The 18,621-nt window shown below is 34.1% G+C and carries 17 protein-coding genes; 4 read left to right on the forward strand and 13 right to left on the reverse strand.

The annotated features are described in order from the left end of the window. Positions 1–30: 30 nt before the first annotated feature. The 8 genes from ribA to BT156_RS04355 form a co-directional block, all read right to left on the reverse strand. Positions 31–627, reverse strand: a complete 597-nt coding sequence (gene ribA, locus BT156_RS04320; protein WP_072407518.1) for a GTP cyclohydrolase II — start codon at positions 625–627, stop codon at positions 31–33. A 25-nt stretch (positions 628–652) separates the two neighbouring features. Then, entirely contained in the window at positions 653–1,111 is a 459-nt protein-coding gene (locus tag BT156_RS04325; RefSeq protein WP_072407520.1) for a hypothetical protein, read from the reverse strand. Then, entirely contained in the window at positions 1,108–1,719 is a 612-nt protein-coding gene (locus BT156_RS04330; RefSeq protein WP_072407522.1) for a DUF4254 domain-containing protein, read from the reverse strand. The genes BT156_RS04325 and BT156_RS04330 overlap by 4 nt, the downstream gene beginning before the upstream one ends. Positions 1,720–1,734: 15 nt before the next feature. Further along, positions 1,735–1,944, reverse strand: a complete 210-nt coding sequence (locus BT156_RS04335) for a twin-arginine translocase TatA/TatE family subunit (RefSeq protein ID WP_072407524.1) — start codon at positions 1,942–1,944, stop codon at positions 1,735–1,737. Between the two features lie 32 nt (positions 1,945–1,976). Next, positions 1,977–3,536, reverse strand: a complete 1,560-nt coding sequence (locus BT156_RS04340; protein WP_072407526.1) for a peptidoglycan DD-metalloendopeptidase family protein — start codon at positions 3,534–3,536, stop codon at positions 1,977–1,979. Further along, a complete protein-coding gene (locus tag BT156_RS04345) occupies positions 3,533–4,378 on the reverse strand; it encodes a lipoprotein insertase outer membrane protein LolB1 (protein ID WP_072407528.1) in 846 nt (281 codons plus the stop codon). The genes BT156_RS04340 and BT156_RS04345 overlap by 4 nt, the downstream gene beginning before the upstream one ends. 109 nt (positions 4,379–4,487) lie before the next feature. Next, on the reverse strand, positions 4,488–5,504 hold the full coding sequence (locus BT156_RS04350) for a sugar phosphate nucleotidyltransferase (protein ID WP_072407530.1): 1,017 nt from the start codon (positions 5,502–5,504) through the stop codon (positions 4,488–4,490). 156 nt (positions 5,505–5,660) lie between these two features. After that, positions 5,661–7,082, reverse strand: coding sequence for a lipopolysaccharide biosynthesis protein (locus BT156_RS04355; protein ID WP_072407532.1), 1,422 nt, complete (start codon positions 7,080–7,082; stop codon positions 5,661–5,663). 196 nt (positions 7,083–7,278) lie between these two features. Here BT156_RS04355 and BT156_RS04360 point away from each other — a divergent pair, with 196 nt between their 5' ends. Further along, a complete protein-coding gene (locus BT156_RS04360) occupies positions 7,279–8,616 on the forward strand; it encodes a dihydroorotase (RefSeq protein WP_072407534.1) in 1,338 nt (445 codons plus the stop codon). 169 nt (positions 8,617–8,785) lie between these two features. On the opposite strand, the gene BT156_RS04365 is transcribed toward BT156_RS04360, so the two are convergent. The 5 genes from BT156_RS04365 to BT156_RS04385 all read right to left on the reverse strand — a co-directional run bounded on the left by BT156_RS04365 (position 8,786) and on the right by BT156_RS04385 (position 15,723). Continuing rightward, complete coding sequence (locus BT156_RS04365; RefSeq protein WP_072407536.1) at positions 8,786–9,682, reverse strand: helix-turn-helix domain-containing protein; 897 nt, start codon at positions 9,680–9,682, stop codon at positions 8,786–8,788. A 180-nt stretch (positions 9,683–9,862) separates the two neighbouring features. Further along, entirely contained in the window at positions 9,863–10,870 is a 1,008-nt protein-coding gene (locus BT156_RS04370) for an aldo/keto reductase (protein ID WP_072407538.1), read from the reverse strand. 306 nt (positions 10,871–11,176) lie between these two features. Beyond that, positions 11,177–13,474 carry a GH92 family glycosyl hydrolase gene (locus tag BT156_RS04375; protein ID WP_072407540.1) on the reverse strand — a complete coding sequence of 766 codons (2,298 nt, stop codon included), beginning with the start codon at positions 13,472–13,474 and terminating at the stop codon, positions 11,177–11,179. A gap of 303 nt (positions 13,475–13,777) precedes the next feature. Next, positions 13,778–14,458: a response regulator transcription factor gene (locus BT156_RS04380; RefSeq protein ID WP_072407542.1), complete on the reverse strand. Its 681-nt coding sequence runs from the start codon at positions 14,456–14,458 to the stop codon at positions 13,778–13,780. Between the two features lie 17 nt (positions 14,459–14,475). Continuing rightward, positions 14,476–15,723, reverse strand: a complete 1,248-nt coding sequence (locus tag BT156_RS04385; protein ID WP_072407544.1) for a sensor histidine kinase — start codon at positions 15,721–15,723, stop codon at positions 14,476–14,478. A 167-nt stretch (positions 15,724–15,890) separates the two neighbouring features. On the opposite strand from BT156_RS04385, the gene BT156_RS04390 reads away from it, so the two are divergent. The 3 genes from BT156_RS04390 to BT156_RS04400 all read left to right on the forward strand — a co-directional run bounded on the left by BT156_RS04390 (position 15,891) and on the right by BT156_RS04400 (position 18,327). Then, positions 15,891–16,301, forward strand: a complete 411-nt coding sequence (locus tag BT156_RS04390; protein ID WP_054511942.1) for a DUF1573 domain-containing protein — start codon at positions 15,891–15,893, stop codon at positions 16,299–16,301. A 177-nt stretch (positions 16,302–16,478) separates the two neighbouring features. Next, a complete protein-coding gene (locus BT156_RS04395) occupies positions 16,479–17,360 on the forward strand; it encodes an SDR family oxidoreductase (RefSeq protein ID WP_072407546.1) in 882 nt (293 codons plus the stop codon). Positions 17,361–17,499: 139 nt separating this feature from the next. Next, the gene (locus tag BT156_RS04400) at positions 17,500–18,327 is read left to right on the forward strand and encodes an endonuclease/exonuclease/phosphatase family protein (protein WP_072407548.1); all 828 of its coding nucleotides are present in this window, start codon (positions 17,500–17,502) and stop codon (positions 18,325–18,327) included. Positions 18,328–18,621 lie beyond the last annotated feature (294 nt).

An 18,621-nucleotide genomic window follows, 5' to 3' on the forward strand; every position in this document is an offset into this window, starting at 1 on the left:
TTTCGGAGCCTTTGCTTTTATTAAGTTTAATTAATTATCGTTGTCATCAAGAAGATGACCAAAATAATCTTTCTTTGTTTGTAAGTATTCTTTACTATTCTCGTTGGCCGGAATCTGTAAAGGTATCCTTGAGTTGAGATGGATATTACTTCTCTCTACGTGCTTCACCTTTTCAGGATTATTTGTAAGTAAGTTAATATCTTTTACATCTAATATATTAAGAATCTCAATGGCTACCTCAAAATTTCTGTCGTCTGCCGGAAGCCCTAGCTTTAGGTTGGCTTCTACGGTGTCAAATCCTTTTTCCTGAAGAGAGTAAGCTTTAAGCTTATTGATGATTCCTATATTTCTTCCTTCCTGTCGAAGGTAAATGATCATTCCTCCATTTTCATGGGTATATTTCATTGCGGCATCAAGTTGCTGCCCGCATTCACATTTTTTTGAATGGAAAACTTCTCCGGTAATACATTCTGAGTGGAAACGTACATTTACAGGCTTAGAAAAGTCTGTATTTTCGGCAATAATAGCCATGTGAGGCATCCAATCATTTTCATTTTCAGAGAAAGCAATCATTCGGAAACTGCCGTGTTCTGTAGGAACATTGGCCTCCGCCTGAATTTTAATCATTAAAGCTCAATTGTTGTTTGTTGTTTTAATTTCCTTTTAAGGAATCTTCGATAACGGTAATATTGGTTTTTAATCTTACCAAATACCTGTTAAGTACTTCGTCGTCATCTTTGTTAAGACTTTGTCTCAGTTTCTGAATTTTTTTATAAGACTTTTCAAAGCTTTTAATAGATCTGTTTTTTCCTGATATATTGCTAGCATCAATTGCATAAAGATAGTTCTGCAAACTGTATTTCAAGTTTGTAACTTCTTCATTCAATTCTGCATTTTTAAACTTAGGAAAAGTTGAAATTAGGTTAGAGATCTCAGATGCATTTACATTTTCTTTGATGTTGATGTCAATGCTTTTCTTTACTCCTCTATCAGAATCTGAACCTTTGGCTTCGCTATAAAAATTATTAGACAGCGGAGAAAAATTTAATTTTTCCGTTGCGCAGGAAGTTGTTAGAATTATTAGTACTCCGAAAAAAAATAGTCGTTTCATTTTTGCCCCTTTTGATAAAGGATTGGGTTAAGACTATCATCATTGTACATTTTCATTTGTTTGTACACTTTCATCTTAACGTTACCGTTCTCAATATCAGTAAGCAACTGATTAATAGAAGTAAACAGATCTTTTTTCTGATCAAGAAGCACATCTAGTTTTGCCTGGCAATTCTGGCGGTGCTCTTCAGAAGCGGATTCTCTGTTGGCTTCTAATGACATGTGATAAACCTTTAATGCAAGGATAGATAATCTGTCTACAGCCCAAGCCGGAGTTTCAGTATTGATCTTTGCATCAGATTTTGGAGTTATATTTTCATACTTTGTAAGAAACCAACTGTCTATAAATTCCACTAAATCAGTTCTTTTCTGATTAGAGGCATCTATTGTTCTCTTTAATTGAAGAGCTTCAGTGGGATCTATATTCTCATCTCTAATAATATCTTCCAAATGCCATTGAACGGTATCAATCCAGTTCTTTGCATACAAAATTCGTTCCAAACTGTCTTTTTCGAACGGGTTATTAATTAGAGTATTAACGTCATCAAGCACGTGATAATCTTCAATAGAAGTATTAAAGACTTGCCATGCAATCTCTGTAAAGTTCATTAATTCTGTAGAATTTTAGTTGCTGGCAGGGTTATTATCAGTAGAAGATTTCTTTTCAGGACCTGGTTTGTCTTCTTCTTTTACCGCATCTTTAAATTCTTTGATACCCGAACCAACACCTCTCATTAATTCCGGAATTTTTTTACCTCCAAAAAGTAACACAAGAAGTACAGCTACGATAAGGATATGTTGCCAAGATAAGGCTAGTATTGTTAGTGTTTGCATTGCTTAATTTTTTACAAAGTTAATCTATTTTTTTAATAGGAAACCCAACCTAATGGATCAACTGGTGTAGTTCCGCTCCATACCTGGAAATCAAGGGTGTAAGATCCGTCAAAATCCTGACCTACAACCCCTACCGGAGTGCCTGCTGATACCTGCTGCCCTTTAGAAACATTTACTGCACCTAGGTTAGAATAGATTGTAAAGTAGCTTCCGTGTTTGATCATAACGGTTTTTGTGCCGTCACTATTCGCTAAGATCGAAGAAACTGTTCCCGGGAATACAGACTTCGCACGTGTACCTGAAGGTACGGAGATCTTAATTCCATTATTTTCTTCAACAATATTCTTGAAAACCGGGTGAGGCTGTCTTCCGAATCGGTGGGTAATTTGTCCTTTATCTACCGGGAATCCTAATCTTCCTTTGTTTTCTGCGAAGTTATTTCCTGCAACTGTAGAATTTACCCCAAAGTTGGTCATTACTTTGGTTTCTGCAGCTTTTTTCTCGTCGTCTTTTTTCTTTGTTAATGCGGCTTCTGCAGCTCTTGCAGCAATCAATTTGTTTGATGCTTCTCTTGCTTTTGCATTGGCTTCCTCTGATGCTTTTGTTGCAGCGACTTTTCTTGCTTCATCTTTTGCACTGGCTTCTGCTCTTGCAGCTTCTTCCGTACGTTTCTTTTCCTCAGCAGCTCGTTTTGCAGCTAATTCTGTAGCTCTTTTAGATTCAGCCTCGGCTAATAACCTTTCTTTTTCCAATGCTTCAGCTCTGGCTCTGTTTTCAGCTTCAATTCTTGCTTTTTCTCTTTCGGCAGCGATTTTAGCTAAACGTATTTTTTCGGCGTCTGCTTTTCTTCTTGCTTCTTCTTCAGCTTTTGCGATTCTGATTTCTTCAGCAATGATAGATCTTATTTGTCCTTCAAGTGCTTTAGACTGAGTTTGTTTTTGTTTAAGCTCAACCGTTAACTGAGATTCATTTTTCTTAAATTCTGCAACAAGCTGTTCTTTTTGAGCTCTTTCAGCGTTGATTGTCGTTAAATCTTTTTGTTGATTAACTAAAAGTTGCTCTTTATCTTTAATAGATTTTTGTCTTTGAGTGATGGTGTTCTTTATTTTGGCTGCAGCATTTGAGATTTCAGCAGCTTTTTTGTCCTGATAATCTGAGTATTCCTTTAAATATTGAACTCTTCTTATTGCTTCACCCATATTTTTGGCAGAAAGAATAAAAGTTACCTTATTTTGTACGCCTTTATTTTTATAAGCGTTCACCAAAACTTCAGCATAATTCTTTCTTAGAACTGCTAATTCTTTGTTCTGACGGTTGATTTCCAACTGACGAAGATAGATGTCATCCTCAATAAATCTTTTCTCTTTTTGAGTATTGGTGTACACCTTTTCTCTTAAAGCTAATTTTTTATTAACATTGGTAAGGTAAGATATAGAGAGTTTAGATTCGCTTCTGGTCTTAGCTAAATCTGAATTTATTTGTGCAATTTGTTTTTTAAGATCGGCATTTTGTTTCTGTAATTGCTCTTTTTTTTGCCCATATTGAAATGAGAACAGCAAAATACCTATTAAAAAGCTAAATTTTTTAATCATTTAATTTCAATTTTCTTATAACTGGATGGAACAGAGTAGGGTGTTTCCATCCTCGAAAAGTCAAATTTCGTATTTTCTAGTAAAATCTGACTGCTTTTTGACCCTTTTATAATTATTTTAACATTTTTAGGTAAACGGATTCCGCTATATTCATCCCAATTGCTGTAAGATATTTCTAATTCGTCGGGAGATAAAACATCTTTTAAATTTACATTCAATAAATCATAATTCGTATCATACTGCAAGGTAATTTTATATTCTCTTGTTTTTTCATCAGTAACGATTTTTTGATTTCCATTGGATGTCATTTTAAATCCCTGAGCATTTTTGGTAAGGGTAAACTGAGAGTCACTGATTTTTACAAACGTTCTTCCCATTAATATTTTTTCCAAAGATTTGTAATCAATGAAATTAACATTCAGTAAGTTATTTAGATAATCGAAATCTGAATCAATATAAGTTTTGCTGGTTTTATCCTGACCTTTTACGCCGTCTGGTGTTGCAACTCCTCGGGCAACGGTGAACAAAAATGCCTGAAGATTCATCCAAACCTTCTGATTATTTTCGATATAAATGGTAGCATCAAGCGTCGGAATAAAACTTCCGGTTTCTACATTTACTTTGCTGCTGATCTTTATCTGTTCGAATTTTGGCGGAATAAGTACATGCTCAAAGAAAGTAATTTTGTCTCTTACAGGTTCATTGGCGTCTTTAGGATTTCCATCGTCTTTTACTACGATAGTGCTGTCTTGTATGTTGCTATTGTTCTTTTTAGCGGCATTTCTTGTCTTACAGGAGGACAAAACGAGAAGCAGTAAAATTAATGGTATCCAGTTTTTCATGTATTTTATCTTTTCAATTAAAAGAATACTTTGCAATATTAACGCCAAACCACACAAAACATTTTGTGTGGTTTGAAGATATGTTATTTAAATATAATAAATTCTGATCTTATCTAGATAAAAAATCTAAAACAGAATAATCTCCTAAAGAAATTTCTCTTGAAACTCCAAAATACTGCGCAGAGTTTCCGATCATTGAATTAGAAAGGTTTCCGTGATTGATTCTTGTATTTTCCTGGATCAACGAGTTCTCAATATTTGAATTCACAATGATTGTATTATTTCCCAAAGAAACTCCAGGACCTATTTTTGAGTTTGAAATTTTCACATTTTCACCTATAAAACAAGGCTGAATAATCAATGAATTTTCGATAACTGCAGAAGCCGGATAGTTAGACATTTCCTCAATCTCGTAGGCAAGAATTTTACTGTTTGTTTCTACGGTTGCGTTTTTGTTTCCGCAATCCATCCAGTCGTTTACCTTTCCTAGAGAGAATTTTGCGCCTTTTGCTCTTAAGTTTTCTAAAGCTGTTGTTAACTGGTATTCACCACCATTTTTAATATCATTATCCATGATATAATTGATCTCGCTCATCAATTTTTCAGCGCTGTTAAAGTAATAAATCCCAATAATTGCTAAGTCTGAAACGAAAGTAGTTGGTTTTTCAACAAAATCGGTAATGAAACCGTAATTGTCTAATTTCACAACACCAAAAGCAGAAGGATCTTCAACACTTTTTACCCAAATAACTCCGTCAGAATTTTTATCTAAAACAAAATCTGCACGGAAAAGAGTGTCGGCAAAAGCGATCACAACATCTCCCTGCATAGAGGCTTCAGCACATTTGATGGCATGAGCTGTTCCCAGAGGATCGTTTTGATAATAAATGCTTCCTTTTGCGCCTAATTTTTCAGCAATTTGGATTAATGATTTCTCGATTTCAGGGCCAAAATCTCCGATGATAAAAGCAACTTCTTCAATTTCTTCTCCGGCAACTTTAGCAATATCTTCTACCAATCTTTGAACAATAGGTTTTCCGGCAATCGGAATAAGAGGTTTTGGAACAGTCAATGTATGTGGACGTAATCTTGAACCGCGTCCAGCCATAGGTACTATAATTTTCATTTATATAATTCTAAGTGTTTTATTATTTAAGTCTTTTTTATTTGTCGGCTAAAGATAATAATTAAAACTATTGTTATTAGTAATATTTATCAGCTTTAGTGAGTTTGTTTAATTTTTAAAAACAGAATTGGTTACTATCAAAATAGAGACCAATTTTTAGCTTTTTTTGATTCGGGAGAGAATCATGTCTTTTTCGGAATAGATTAAAATTCCTGCGTAAATGAAGAATAAAAGATTTCCCACCCAGAAGTTATAATCGAATAATCCTACAATCACGTAACTGAATACAGCTAAAAGAACAATAAAAAACGATATTTTTTTCATTCTGTAAGGAATTGGATAATATTTTTGACCTAAAAAATAGGAAAGTACCATCATAATGAAATATGCTGCTAAAGTTACCCAAGCGGAAACCATAAAGCCATATTCTCTTAAAAGTAAAAGGTTTAAAGCAATCGTAACAATGGCTCCCGTCCAAGAAATATAAGTTCCGACTCTTGTTCTGTCAGTTACTTTATACCAAGTTGAAAGGTTGTAATAGATTCCAAAGAATAAATTGGCAATTACAATGATTGGAATGATATTAATAGCAACCCAATAAGAACTGTTTGGAACTAATAAAAGTTTTATCCAAGATACATTCGCAATAATTCCTAGAGCAACGATTGATGCAAAGAACGAAAAATATTCCGTTACTTTTGCATAAGTGAGTTTAGCGTTCTCATTTTGCATTTGTTTAAAGAAAAACGGTTCAATTCCCATTCTGTAGGCTGTAACGAAAAGTGTCATTAAAACCGCCATTTTATAGCAACCTCCATAAGCTCCTGCATCACTGTCATCAATAATAAATTTCTGAATGAATTTATCAAAGTTTTCATTAACCATAAATGCCAAACCAGCGATCATTATCGGCCATGAATATTTGATCATTTGCAGGAAAAGATCTTTTGAAAACTGAAATTTTACCTTTAAAATAATTGGTAAGACCAATAAAAATCCTAAACAACTTGCAGCTAAATTACTGTAAAAAGGGTAGGCGACTTTTTCTTTCAAGCCTAATTTAAGTGAAAATTCCTGTGGAATATAAAGGAATAGAGCAATTGCAAAAATGCTCTGAAAAACAGCTTGTATTACTCTGATTGCAGTATATTTTATCGGTTTGTTGTGAAATCTGAACCAAGCTAAAGGAATAACAAGAAGGTTGTCAAAAAATGCAATCCAAGCAAACCATCTGATAAATTCCGGAGTTTTTTCATACCCAAAGACATTTGCAATCGGCTGATTAAATAATAATACCAATACTAAAAAAACAGTTGATAAACCTGTTAAAAACCAAAATGACGTATTGAAAACTTTCTGTTCATTGTCTTTATCAGAGGAAAATCTGAAATATGCTGTTTCAAAACCAAAAGAAAGAACAATATTGATGAATGAAATCAATGCATAAAGATTGGTAAAGATCGCAAAATCACTGTTGTTGATATTTTTAATAAACAAATAATTAAGCAGTACGACAATTATCCTCGGCATTATCGCTCCAATTCCATATATAATTGTCTCGTTGAGAAGTTTTTTCAAAATGTGATACTTTTCTGCAAATGTAAATATTTAGAAATAGATTTTTATGAACGATCTCAAAATTCATTCATAAACCTTAATTTTGCTTTTATGTAGAAGCTAGATATTAGAAATCGGTAATTGATATTTTACTCATAATTTATAGCTCAAAAAATTTTCTAACTTCTACTATCTAACATCTAATTTCTAAGTAAAAATGAAGACCTTAATCAAAAACGTAAAAATCGTCAACGAAGGAAAGATCGTTGAAGGTGATATTTTAATTGAAAATGATTTAATTTCTAAAATAGGTTCCAATATCTCGGAAGAAGCAGATCAAATTATTGAGGGTGAAGGAAAATATCTTTTGCCGGGAGTGATTGATGATCAGGTACATTTCCGTGATCCGGGACTGACTCATAAAGGCGATATTGAAACCGAATCTCGTGCTGCGATCGCAGGTGGAATTACAAGTTTTATCGACCAGCCAAATACGGTTCCGAATGCTGTGACACAGGAATTATTGGCTGATAAATATGAGATAGGTTCTCAGAAAGCCTATGCGAATTATGGCTTCATGATGGGCGGAACCAATGATAATCTGGAAGAAGTCTTAAAAACAAATCCAAGAAATGTTCCCGGAATTAAGCTGTTTTTAGGTTCTTCAACAGGAAATATGTTGGTCGACAATCCTGAAACGTTAGAAAATATTTTCAGCAATACAAAAATGCTGATCGCAGTTCATTGTGAAGATGAAGCGACAATTAAAGCTAATACTCAACAATATCTGGATGAATACGGTGAGGATATTCCTGTGAAATTTCACCATTTAATCAGAAGTGAAGAAGCTTGTTATAAATCTTCTTCAAAAGCAATTGAATTGGCAAAAAAAACAGGAGCAAGACTTCATGTTTTCCATCTTTCGACTGCGAAAGAAATGGAACTTTTCAGAAATGACATTCCTTTAAAAGATAAAAAAATTACTGCAGAAGTTTGCGTTCATCATTTGACTTTCACCAATGATGATTACGATACAAAAGGTGGATTAATCAAATGGAATCCTGCCGTAAAAACGCAAAAAGATAAAGATGCACTTTGGGAAGCACTGTTGGATGACCGAATTGATGTGATCGCCACAGACCACGCGCCTCACACTTGGGAAGAAAAACAAAATGTCTACACAAAATGTCCTTCCGGAGCGCCTTTGGTTCAACATTCTTTGGTTGTGATGTTGGAAAATTATATCAACGGAAAAATCTCTTTAGAAAAGATCGTTGAAAAAATGTCTCATAATCCTGCGATTCTTTTTAGAGTAGAAAAAAGAGGTTTCGTGAGAGAAGGTTATAAGGCAGATTTGGTTTTGGTTGATCTTAATGAAAACTGGACGGTTGCTAAAGAAAATATCCTGTACAAATGCGGATGGAGTCCATTAGAAGGAATGAATTTCCATTCTAAAGTGACCCACACTTTTGTCAATGGAAACTTGGTTTACGATAACGGAAAAATTAATGAACAAAAATTCGGAGAGCGTTTGCTTTTTGAAGTTCAGGATTGAAATATAGCATGATAATTATATCGATAGGAGCGGGCTTTAGCCCGCTTTTTCATTTACATTATCAAAATTGGCTTTAGCCAAAACATAATTTTCTCACTCGCAGATTTTGCAGATAGCGCAGAAACTTAAACGCAATCATCTGTTAAAATCTGAGAAATCTGTGGAAGATTTAATTAAAAGACTGCCTAAATTCCAAAGGCGAAACATTAGTTTTCTTCTTGAAAAGTGTACTGAAAGACTGTGAATGCTCAAATCCCAGTTCATAAGCAATTTCACTTACCGAAAGTTCCGTTGTTGAAAGCTTTTCTTTTGCCTTACTGATCAATTTTTCGTGGATATGCTGTTGCGTATTTTGTCCGGTATGAACTCTCAGAAAATCACTTAAGTAATTTGCCGAAAGATTCATCGCTTCAGCAATTTGATGAACCGTTAAAAGACCTTTTTCAAAAGATTCTGTATTAAAATAATCATTTAAATAAGATTCTAATTTCGTTAAAAGCTGATGACTTCCACTTTTTCGGGTGATAAACTGTCTCTCATAAAACCGTTTGGAATAATTTAACAATAATTCGATTTGCGACAAAATAATTTCCTGAGTGTGATGGTCGATATGTTGGCATTCTTTATCAATTTTATATAGAATTTCGAGCAAGTTATTCTCTTCATCTTCAGATAAATGCAGGGCTTCATTCACAGCATAAGAGAAAAATCCGTAAGAAGAAATTGTTTTTGCTAAAGAATGTTTCAGTAAAAAATCTTCATGAAAAATCAGTAAATAGCCGGTGTTTTCACAATCCATCGTCTGCAAATCCAGATACTGAACCTGATTTGGCGCTGTAAAGCTCAATACTCCTTTATCGTAATCATAATGTTGCTGTCCGTATTTTATTTTTCCTTTCGCATTCCGTTTCAGGGCAACGCAATAATATCTGCTTACAAAACCTTTCCAGACATCATCTTCAATAAAAACACTTTCATGAAGGTTGATAACACTTACCATCGGATGCTTCGGTTCGGGAAGAGAAAGCAGTTTGTGAAATGCAGAAATAGATTTTATGGTGTTCATAATTTTTAAGCTTTAATAATAATTTTTGGGCGCCTTTTTCCGTCTTCCACTCCCACTTTTTTGCTTCGCAAAAAGAGCTCCGTTCAAGCCGGGGCGCGATTGTATTGCGTTTTAAGATAAACCTCATAGGTTTCAAAAACCTATGAGGTTTGAGTTATTTTCAACAATTAAAGTTACAAATTAATAATCCAACAGTCCCATCCCGAATTCGTCATACGTTGCTCCTGTGTCTGTACCCAAAGGTACGATACTTTCCAGCTTCTGAATGTCAGATTCGCTTAAGATAATTTTACTTGCTTCAATATTTTGTTCAACATATTTTCTGCGTTTCGTTCCCGGAATTGGAATAATACCTTTGCTGATGATCCATGCCAAAGCCAGTTGAGAAGAAGTGATGTCTTTTTCCTTTGCCAGATTTTCAATCGCTGTCACCAGTTCAATATTTTTATGAAAATGCTCCTCCTGAAAACGAGGAATTCCTCTTCGGAAATCATTCTCAGGTAAATCATCAATAGAACGGATCTGTCCGGATAAAAATCCTCTTCCCAAAGGTGAATATGCTACAAAACCAACTCCCAATTCATTTAACGTTTTGATGACGCCTTTTTCTTCTGCCGTTCTTTCAAACAGAGAAAATTCACTCTGAACTGCCGAGATTGGATGAATTGCGTGTGCTCTTTTCACAGTCTCAGAAGAAACTTCGGACAAACCGATATAACCGATTTTTCCTTCTTTAACCAAATCACTCATCGCTCCAACAGTCTCTTCAACAGGAACGTTTTTATCCAGGCGATGCATATAATAAAGGTCGATGTAATCGGTTTTCAGATTTTTAAGAGAACGTTCAATCGATTTTTTTACATAATCTTTGCTTCCGTTGATTTTCCAAGTGATTTGTTCGTTGTCATCAATTTCCCAACCGAATTTTGTTGCGATAATATATTGGTCACGGCTTCCTTCAATAGCTTTTGCTATCAATTGTTCATTTTTGAAAGGGCCGTACAAATCGGCAGTGTCCAGAAAATTTCCACCCAATTCCAAAGAGCGATGAATAGTTGCGATAGCTTCGTTTTCGTCAGCTTTTCCATAAGTATCCATATCGCCAAAACCTGTCATTCCCATGCATCCCAAACCGATATTCGGGATGATTAAACCCTGACTTCCTAATTTTACTTGATTCAATTTCATATTGTTAAATTTTATTGATACAAAATTCAACAGAAATTAAGAATCTGATGTATGCAAAACGATGATTGTCGTATTCAAATTACGGATTGTGTTTTTTTAACTAAATATTTTTAAATCATTGACCATAGCTGAGTGAAACGCCTTTGCGAACGAAAAATATTCATAATCATTTTAAATAAAACTTGCGAACCTTGCGTTAAAAAGAGATTCTTCACTCCGCTATCGCTACGATCAGAATGACAAACTTACACTTAATTATTTGTGAAAATTAGTGCAAAACATTAGTGTAATTTGTGTTTAAACAAATTATTTTTTAGGTTTAGCACTCATATAGAAACTCAATTTTCCGCCATCCATAATATCAGAATGTTTCAATGTAAAGTTTTTTATTTCTTTTCCGTTGAGAAGAATTTTTTCAACATATACATTCTTCGGACTTTGATTGATCGCTTCAACTTCAAAAGTTTTTCCGTTTTCTAAATTCAAAATCGCATGATCAATTGCCGGACTTCCAATCGCGTAATCTTCCGAACCCGGAGCAACCGGATAAAAACCAAGCGAACTCAAAATATACCAAGCGCTCATTTGTCCGGTATCGTCATTTCCGCCCAATCCATCGGGAGTGGCTTTGTATTGCATTTCTAGAATACGTCTGATCTGTGCCTGAGTTTTCCACGGTTGTCCTGCCCAATTGTAGAAATAAGCAACGTGATGGGCCGGTTCGTTTCCGTGAACATATCCGCCGATGATTCCTTCTCTTGTAATGTCTTCTGTATCTGCGAAAAACTCGTCAGGTAAATGCATCGTAAACAATTCATCTAATTTTGAAGCGAATTTTTTCTTTCCGCCCATCATTTTTATTAATTCATCCGGATTTTGAGGAACGAAGAAACTGTAATTCCAAGAATTTCCTTCAATGAAGCTTTGTCCGTGTGTACTCAAAGCATTAAAATCTTTTTTGAAACTTCCATCTGCTAAACGAGGACGCATAAATCCGATCGTTTTATCAAAATTGTTTTTCCAGTTTTCAGAAAGTTTGATGAATTTGTTGTAAATTTCTGTTTCTCCCAAATGTTTCGCCAATTGAGCAATTGCCCAGTCGTCATAAGCATATTCTAAGGTATTGGAAACTGAAGTTCCACTTTTTTCTGCAGGAATATATCCCAAATCAATATATTGCCCGATGCCTTCATAATCTCTTTTGCTGGCTGTTTCAACGCAAGCCATTAACGCAGCTTTTGCGTCACCCTTATAATTTCCTTTAATAATGGCATCGGCAACTACGCTCACACTGTGATAACCGCTCATGCACCAATTGTCATTCGCATAATGCGACCAGATCGGCAACATTTTCATTGAAAATTGATCGTAATGAGCCATCATCGATTTTACCATATCATTATTTCGTTTCGGTTGAATAATATTAAAAAATGGATGAAGCGCACGATAAGTATCCCAAATCGAGAAGGTTGTATAATTGGTAAAACCTTCTGCTTTGTGAATGTTTTGATCTAAACCTTTGTACTCTCCGTTAACATCTGTGTATGTGGTCGGATTGATAAACGTATGATACATCGCAGTATAAAAATTTGTCTTTTCAGTTTCAGAGCCTTTAATGACAATTTTATTTAATTCTTGATTCCAATTTTCCTGCGTTTGTGCTTTGACTTGATCAAAAGATAAATTTCCGGCTTCTTTTTCTAAATTTTCCAAAGCATTCGCTTGACTTACGGGTGAAATGGCTAATTTAACTTCAATGGTTTCATTTTCATTGGTATCAAAATCGAAATACATTTTTACGTTCTTTCCAGCGATCTCCGGAAAATTTTTGGTTTGGTCAAATTTTCGCCAAAAACCATTGTAAACTTGCTTTCCGTCGTAATTTTTCTGACCATAAGATTTAAATGGCTTTGAAAATTTCATGGCAAAATAAACCGTTCTCGTTCTTGCCCAACCATTGGTTTGTCGGTAGCCTGTGATGGTATTTCCGTTTTCTACGCGAACATACGTCCAAACATTTTTACCATCATAATTGTAAATTCCGGCCATCAGATCCAAAATAATATGAGCTTGGTCAGATTTCGGGAAAGTATATCGATGAACTCCGACTCTGGTTGTGGCGGTTAATTCAGCCAAAATATTATGATCGTCAAGCTTTACTTTATAATATCCTGCTTCTGCTTTTTCGTTTTGATGAGAGAATTTACTTCTGTAGCCAGTTTCGGGATTTGAAGAAGTTCCGGGATTCAATTGTAATTTTCCAACTGTTGGCATGATCAAAAAATCTCCCAAATCAGAATGTCCTGTTCCGCTAAAATGGGTAGAACTGAATCCTACAATCGTTTTGTCTTCGTAACGATACCCTGCGCAATATTTATAGACTTCACCGTTGTATCTTCCGTTGAGTTCATAGGAAATAGTATCTGTTTCAGGGCTTAATTGTACGGCTCCGAAAGGTGCGGTTGCTCCAGGATAGGTGTGTCCCATTTTTTCAGTTCCGATCAATGGATTTACATATTGATAGAGCTTTTCGAATTGCTGAGCTTTAAGATTTAAACTAAATAATAAAAATAGTAGAAAAACAGAAGTTCCCGAATTTTTCATGGATAAGTAAATTTTCTAATGATAAAAGTAATCAAAATCAAAGGATAATTATTTATCGTTTTAAATTCAGGCTAAAATCACGGCAAAATATTTTTGTTGGAAAATCGCAAAGGCGCAAAGGTTTATGATATTTATGCATTTTAAGACGCAATAAAATCAAAGATTTTCAGCAAGTGTTATGTTATATTAACTCTGCAATAATTTTCCGATCCTAAATTTTATCGAAGATAAAATCCTTGCGCCTTATAAACGGTATTTTTAATTAAAACTTGCGTCTTTGCGATTTTCCAACAGATCTGTTTATCATTTTTCAGAAAACCGGAAACCTATTCCATGTAGATTTTCAATGATTACATTTTGCTCATCAGCCAATAATTTTCGCAATCTCGAAATAAATACGTCAAGACTTCGTCCCATAAAGTAATCATCATCTCCCCAAATAGCTTTAAGGATGTCTTGTCTTTTTACAACGCTGTTCTTATGGTTGATAAAATATAATAACAGTTCAGATTCTCTTTGGGTAAGGGTAATTGTGCTTAATGTATCTTGTAAAGTATAGTTTTTAGGATCAAAGTCATATTTCCCGACTTTGTATTTTGATGGAGAAGAGTTTGTTTTCTTTGAGCGTTTCAGGAAAACTTCAATTTTCAGAATAAGTTCTTCAATACTGAAAGGTTTTACCAGATAATCATCTGCGCCAATTTTCAAACCTTTAATCCTGTCTTCTTTTAAAGCTTTTGCTGAAATAAAAATAATGGGGATCTCAGAGTTTTTATCGCGGATGCATTGTGCCAGTTCAAACCCGTTCATTTCGGGCATCATAATATCTAAAAGGCAAATGTCAAAAGTTTTGCTATTGAATGCTTCAAGTGCTGATTTTCCGTCAGGATAACAGTCTATTTCATAATAACTTTCCAGGCTATCCTGAATCAGGAAGGCTATCGTGTTATCATCTTCTGCATATAAAATTTTAGATTTTTCCATGGTTTGCACTGATGTTTTTAAGACGGTAAAAATAGAGTTATCGTAATCCCTTCATCCTTATTATTTTCAACTGAAATTTTCCAGTTATGTTGCTGAACGATTTTTTTTACATAAAATAAACCTAATCCAAAACCGTTTACCTCATCACTCTTTTTTGTATTTACTCTGTAAAATTTATCAAAAATATGAGGAATATTTTTAGGCGGAATTCCCATCCCGTTATCTTTAAATTTTAAATATAATCCTTTTGAATCTTTAAAGGAAGAAATTATAATATTGGGTATCGTTTCACAGTATTTAATGGAGTTGTCTAAAATATTATAAATGATATTTGTAAAGTGAAATTCATCAGCAATGATTGACGTATTACCATCAATTTCTATTTGGATAGAAAGATTTTCATTCTTTTGCTTTATCGTGTCGACAATTTCCTGAATAAATGGCAATAGAAGTATTTTCTGAGGTTTTAATAGCAGTCCGGAAGCATCATTTTTAGCAATATTCAATATTTTTTCGATATGATTATTAAGCTTATAGCCTTGATCGGTAATGATGGAGGTGTAGGTTTGTAGTTTAGGATTTTCCTTTATAAGCTGCTGCTTTGTGAGTGCTTCTGAAGCCAAAAGTATGGAAGAAAGAGGAGTTTTAAACTCGTGGGTCATGTTATTGATAAAATCACGCTGCAGTTCTGAGAATTTTTTTTGCTGAATAATGGTATATATAGAATAAACATATACTAAAAGAATAATAATAAGGGCAAAGGTGAGTATATACCAAAAACGTAATGAACTGATAAGATACGTAGTTTTATCCGGAAAACGGATGGAGAAATAATAGACTAAATTTTTATGTTTTGGAAATTTAATCATCTTCGTGTTAGGACTTTCCTGATGGGACGAGATATATTTTCCATACATCATCTGGTCGCTATGACAATTGTATAATGCGTAAACGTAATCTGTATTTATCTGTAAACGTGTAAATTCCGTTCTCAAATAATGTTCCAGCACGGCGGGATGAAATTCATTATTAATATTAACCACATAATAGTCGTTGGAAATATTCTGTACCGGACTTTCACTAAAAGAAGTTTTTCCTCCTGATAATTTTTCCACGACTTCGAGTAAAGCGATATTTACGGTTTGATTAAACTTTTTATCCTCAATATTATAGGCTTGTCTGGTCCATAGAAGTTGGGCTATCAAAATTCCGATAATAGCAACAAAGCCGAGGGTAATAATAATATTGAGTTTCTTTATTTCCATTTAATGAAGCAATATTATCCAAAAATATCTATTAATCTTTTATCATTAACAACTTATTAACAAATGTTTGATAGCGGTTAACATGTTGAACTAGCAATCAGCTTTACATTTGCTATATCAAAAAATAATAATTGTTTTATATTTAACTATTAATAAAATTTATACACATGAAAAATTTAAAAATTACAGCTCTTTTAGCAGTGTTAGCATGCTCTCCATTTTACGCAAATGTATTTCCTGCTGAAGGAACTCCTGTTGTAAGAACAATTGCAGCCGATATTACATGGAAATCAGAATCTATTGACGTTGGAAATATTCCTCAGGGAAAACCGAAGTTAATCAGATTCGAATTTACGAATACATCTAAAAAGCCTATTGTTATAGAAAATGTAGCGCCATCTTGTGGATGCACTACTGCAGATTATACTAAAACGCCTATTCTTCCAGGTAAAAAAGGATTTGTAGAAGCAAGTTTTAATGCTGCAGCTGCAGGCCCATTCATGAAAACGGTTAATGTTACAACAAGCGAAAGTAAAACTCCTAAAACACTTTCGTTTAAGGGAACAGTTACTGCATAATTAGTTTTTTTAACAAATTTTACAGCCTGATAAGTAATTATTGGGCTGTTTTTTATTTACGAAACACTGCTTTTTCGCGTAGAACAGGGAGAATAACTATTTATGGCATTATTTATAAACATATTTTAAAACTTTGCATTTTAATATTTGTTATTTTTAGGAAAAAATTAAAACGATATGAATCTATATACACAACCGATGTTGCGTGAAGATGCACTGAAAGATAAAGTAGCCATCGTTACAGGCGGTGGAAGCGGTCTTGGAAAAGCAATGACCAAATATTTTCTTCAATTGGGAGCAAAAGTGGTAATCACTTCCAGAAATTTGGAGAAATTACAGGGAACTGCAAAAGAATTGGAAGAAGAAACTGGTGGAAAAGTTCTTTGCGTAGCATGTGATGTAAGAAATTGGGATGAGGTAGAAGCGATGAAAGAAGCTACTCTAAAAGAATTCGGCAGAATTGATATTCTATTAAATAACGCAGCCGGAAATTTTATCTCTCCAACAGAAAGATTGACGCATTCTGCTTTTGATTCTATTTTAGATATTGTGCTGAAAGGAACAAAAAACTGCACACTTTCAGTTGGAAAACACTGGATCGATTCAAAAACTCCGGGAACCGTTTTAAATATCGTAACAACTTACGCTTGGACAGGTTCTGCCTATGTTGTTCCATCCGCCTGTGCAAAAGCAGGGGTGCTGGCAATGACAAGATCTCTTGCCGTGGAGTGGGGGAAATATAATATTCGATTCAATGCAATTGCGCCGGGACCTTTTCCTACAAAAGGAGCGTGGGACAGATTACTTCCGGGAGATATGAAAGATCAGTTTGATTTAGCGAAGAAAAATCCTCTTAAAAGAGTAGGAGAACATCAGGAATTGGCCAATCTTGCCGCTTATCTGGTTTCTGATTTTTCATCTTTTGTGAATGGTGAAGTTGTAACAATCGATGGTGGTGAGTGGTTGCAGGGTGCAGGAGAATTTAATATGCTGGAAGATATTCCGCAGGAAATGTGGGATGCGCTGGAAGCAATGATTAAAGCAAAAAAATCAAACTGATAAAAGTTATAGGTTTTGAATGATAAGGGGTGAGTTAATTTTGCTTATTGCAAGAATTAACATAATAATTATACATCTAAAACTTCTCTCTCGCGGAGAAGTTTTATTTTTGTGGCTTATTAATTTAAAACAGATGAATATGAATTTCAGATTTTCAATAATATTTCTGATGCTTTTTGCATTGGGATTTTCGCAGGATCTTAAAGTGATGAGTTTCAACATCAGGCTTCAGGTAGAATCGGATAAGGAAAATGCATGGACAGAGAGAAAACAAGATGCAGTAGATTTATTGAATTATTATCATCCAGATTATTTCGGAGTTCAGGAAGCGCTTCCCGAACAGATGAAAGACATCAAAAGCGGATTGAAAAACTACGATTATGTTGGCGTTGGAAGAGATGATGGAAAAGAAAAAGGAGAATTTTCCGCTATATTCTATGATACAAACAGTCTTCAAGTCTTAAATTCAGGAACATTTTGGCTTTCCGAAACGCCTGAAAAACCATCAAAAGGTTGGGATGCCGCTTACAACAGAGTTTGTACGTATGCTGTTTTTAAAGATAAAAAATCAAAGAAAGAATTTTTAGCCATGAACCTTCACTTTGATCATATCGGAAATGTGGCAAGAGTGAAATCTGCAGATTTAATTTTAAAGAAAATCAAGGAAATCAATCCTAAAAATTTACCTGTAACATTGAGTGGAGATTTTAATTTAACTGATGATACAGAACCGATTAAAATTCTTTCTCAAAATATGAAAGACAGTTTTTCTCATTCAGAAGCCAAACATTATGGTCCGGTGGGCACTTTTACAGCTTTCAATGTTAATGAAGTTCCGAAAGACAGAATCGACTATATTTTTGTAAAAGGCTTTAAAATAATATCTCACAGACACATCAATGACAGAAGAGAAAATTTATTGTATCCTTCCGATCATTTTCCGGTCTTGGTTGATTTACAGTTTTAATGGAAAATTTAAATTAAACCTATATAATAAGCTTTATTCAATTGAATGAAGCTTATTTTTTTCTGATTTCTAGGTCATGCATTGTTATCGGGCTTCCTTGGCAATCTAATAGGTTTTGAATGAATTGCTTTTTTTAAATCGATCATCATTTTATTTTTTTAATCAATCAATCAATTAGAACACTATTATCTAAGTTGTAAAATACTCTTTTACTGTTTGAAGATAATAAATATAAAGTTTCTTTTTATAATGAAATTTGTTAATATTATTCTAATGTCGTGCTTGTATTTTAAA

It is taken from the genome of Chryseobacterium limigenitum (assembly GCF_900114875.1).
GTDB classification, from domain to species: Bacteria; Bacteroidota; Bacteroidia; order Flavobacteriales; family Weeksellaceae; genus Chryseobacterium; species Chryseobacterium limigenitum.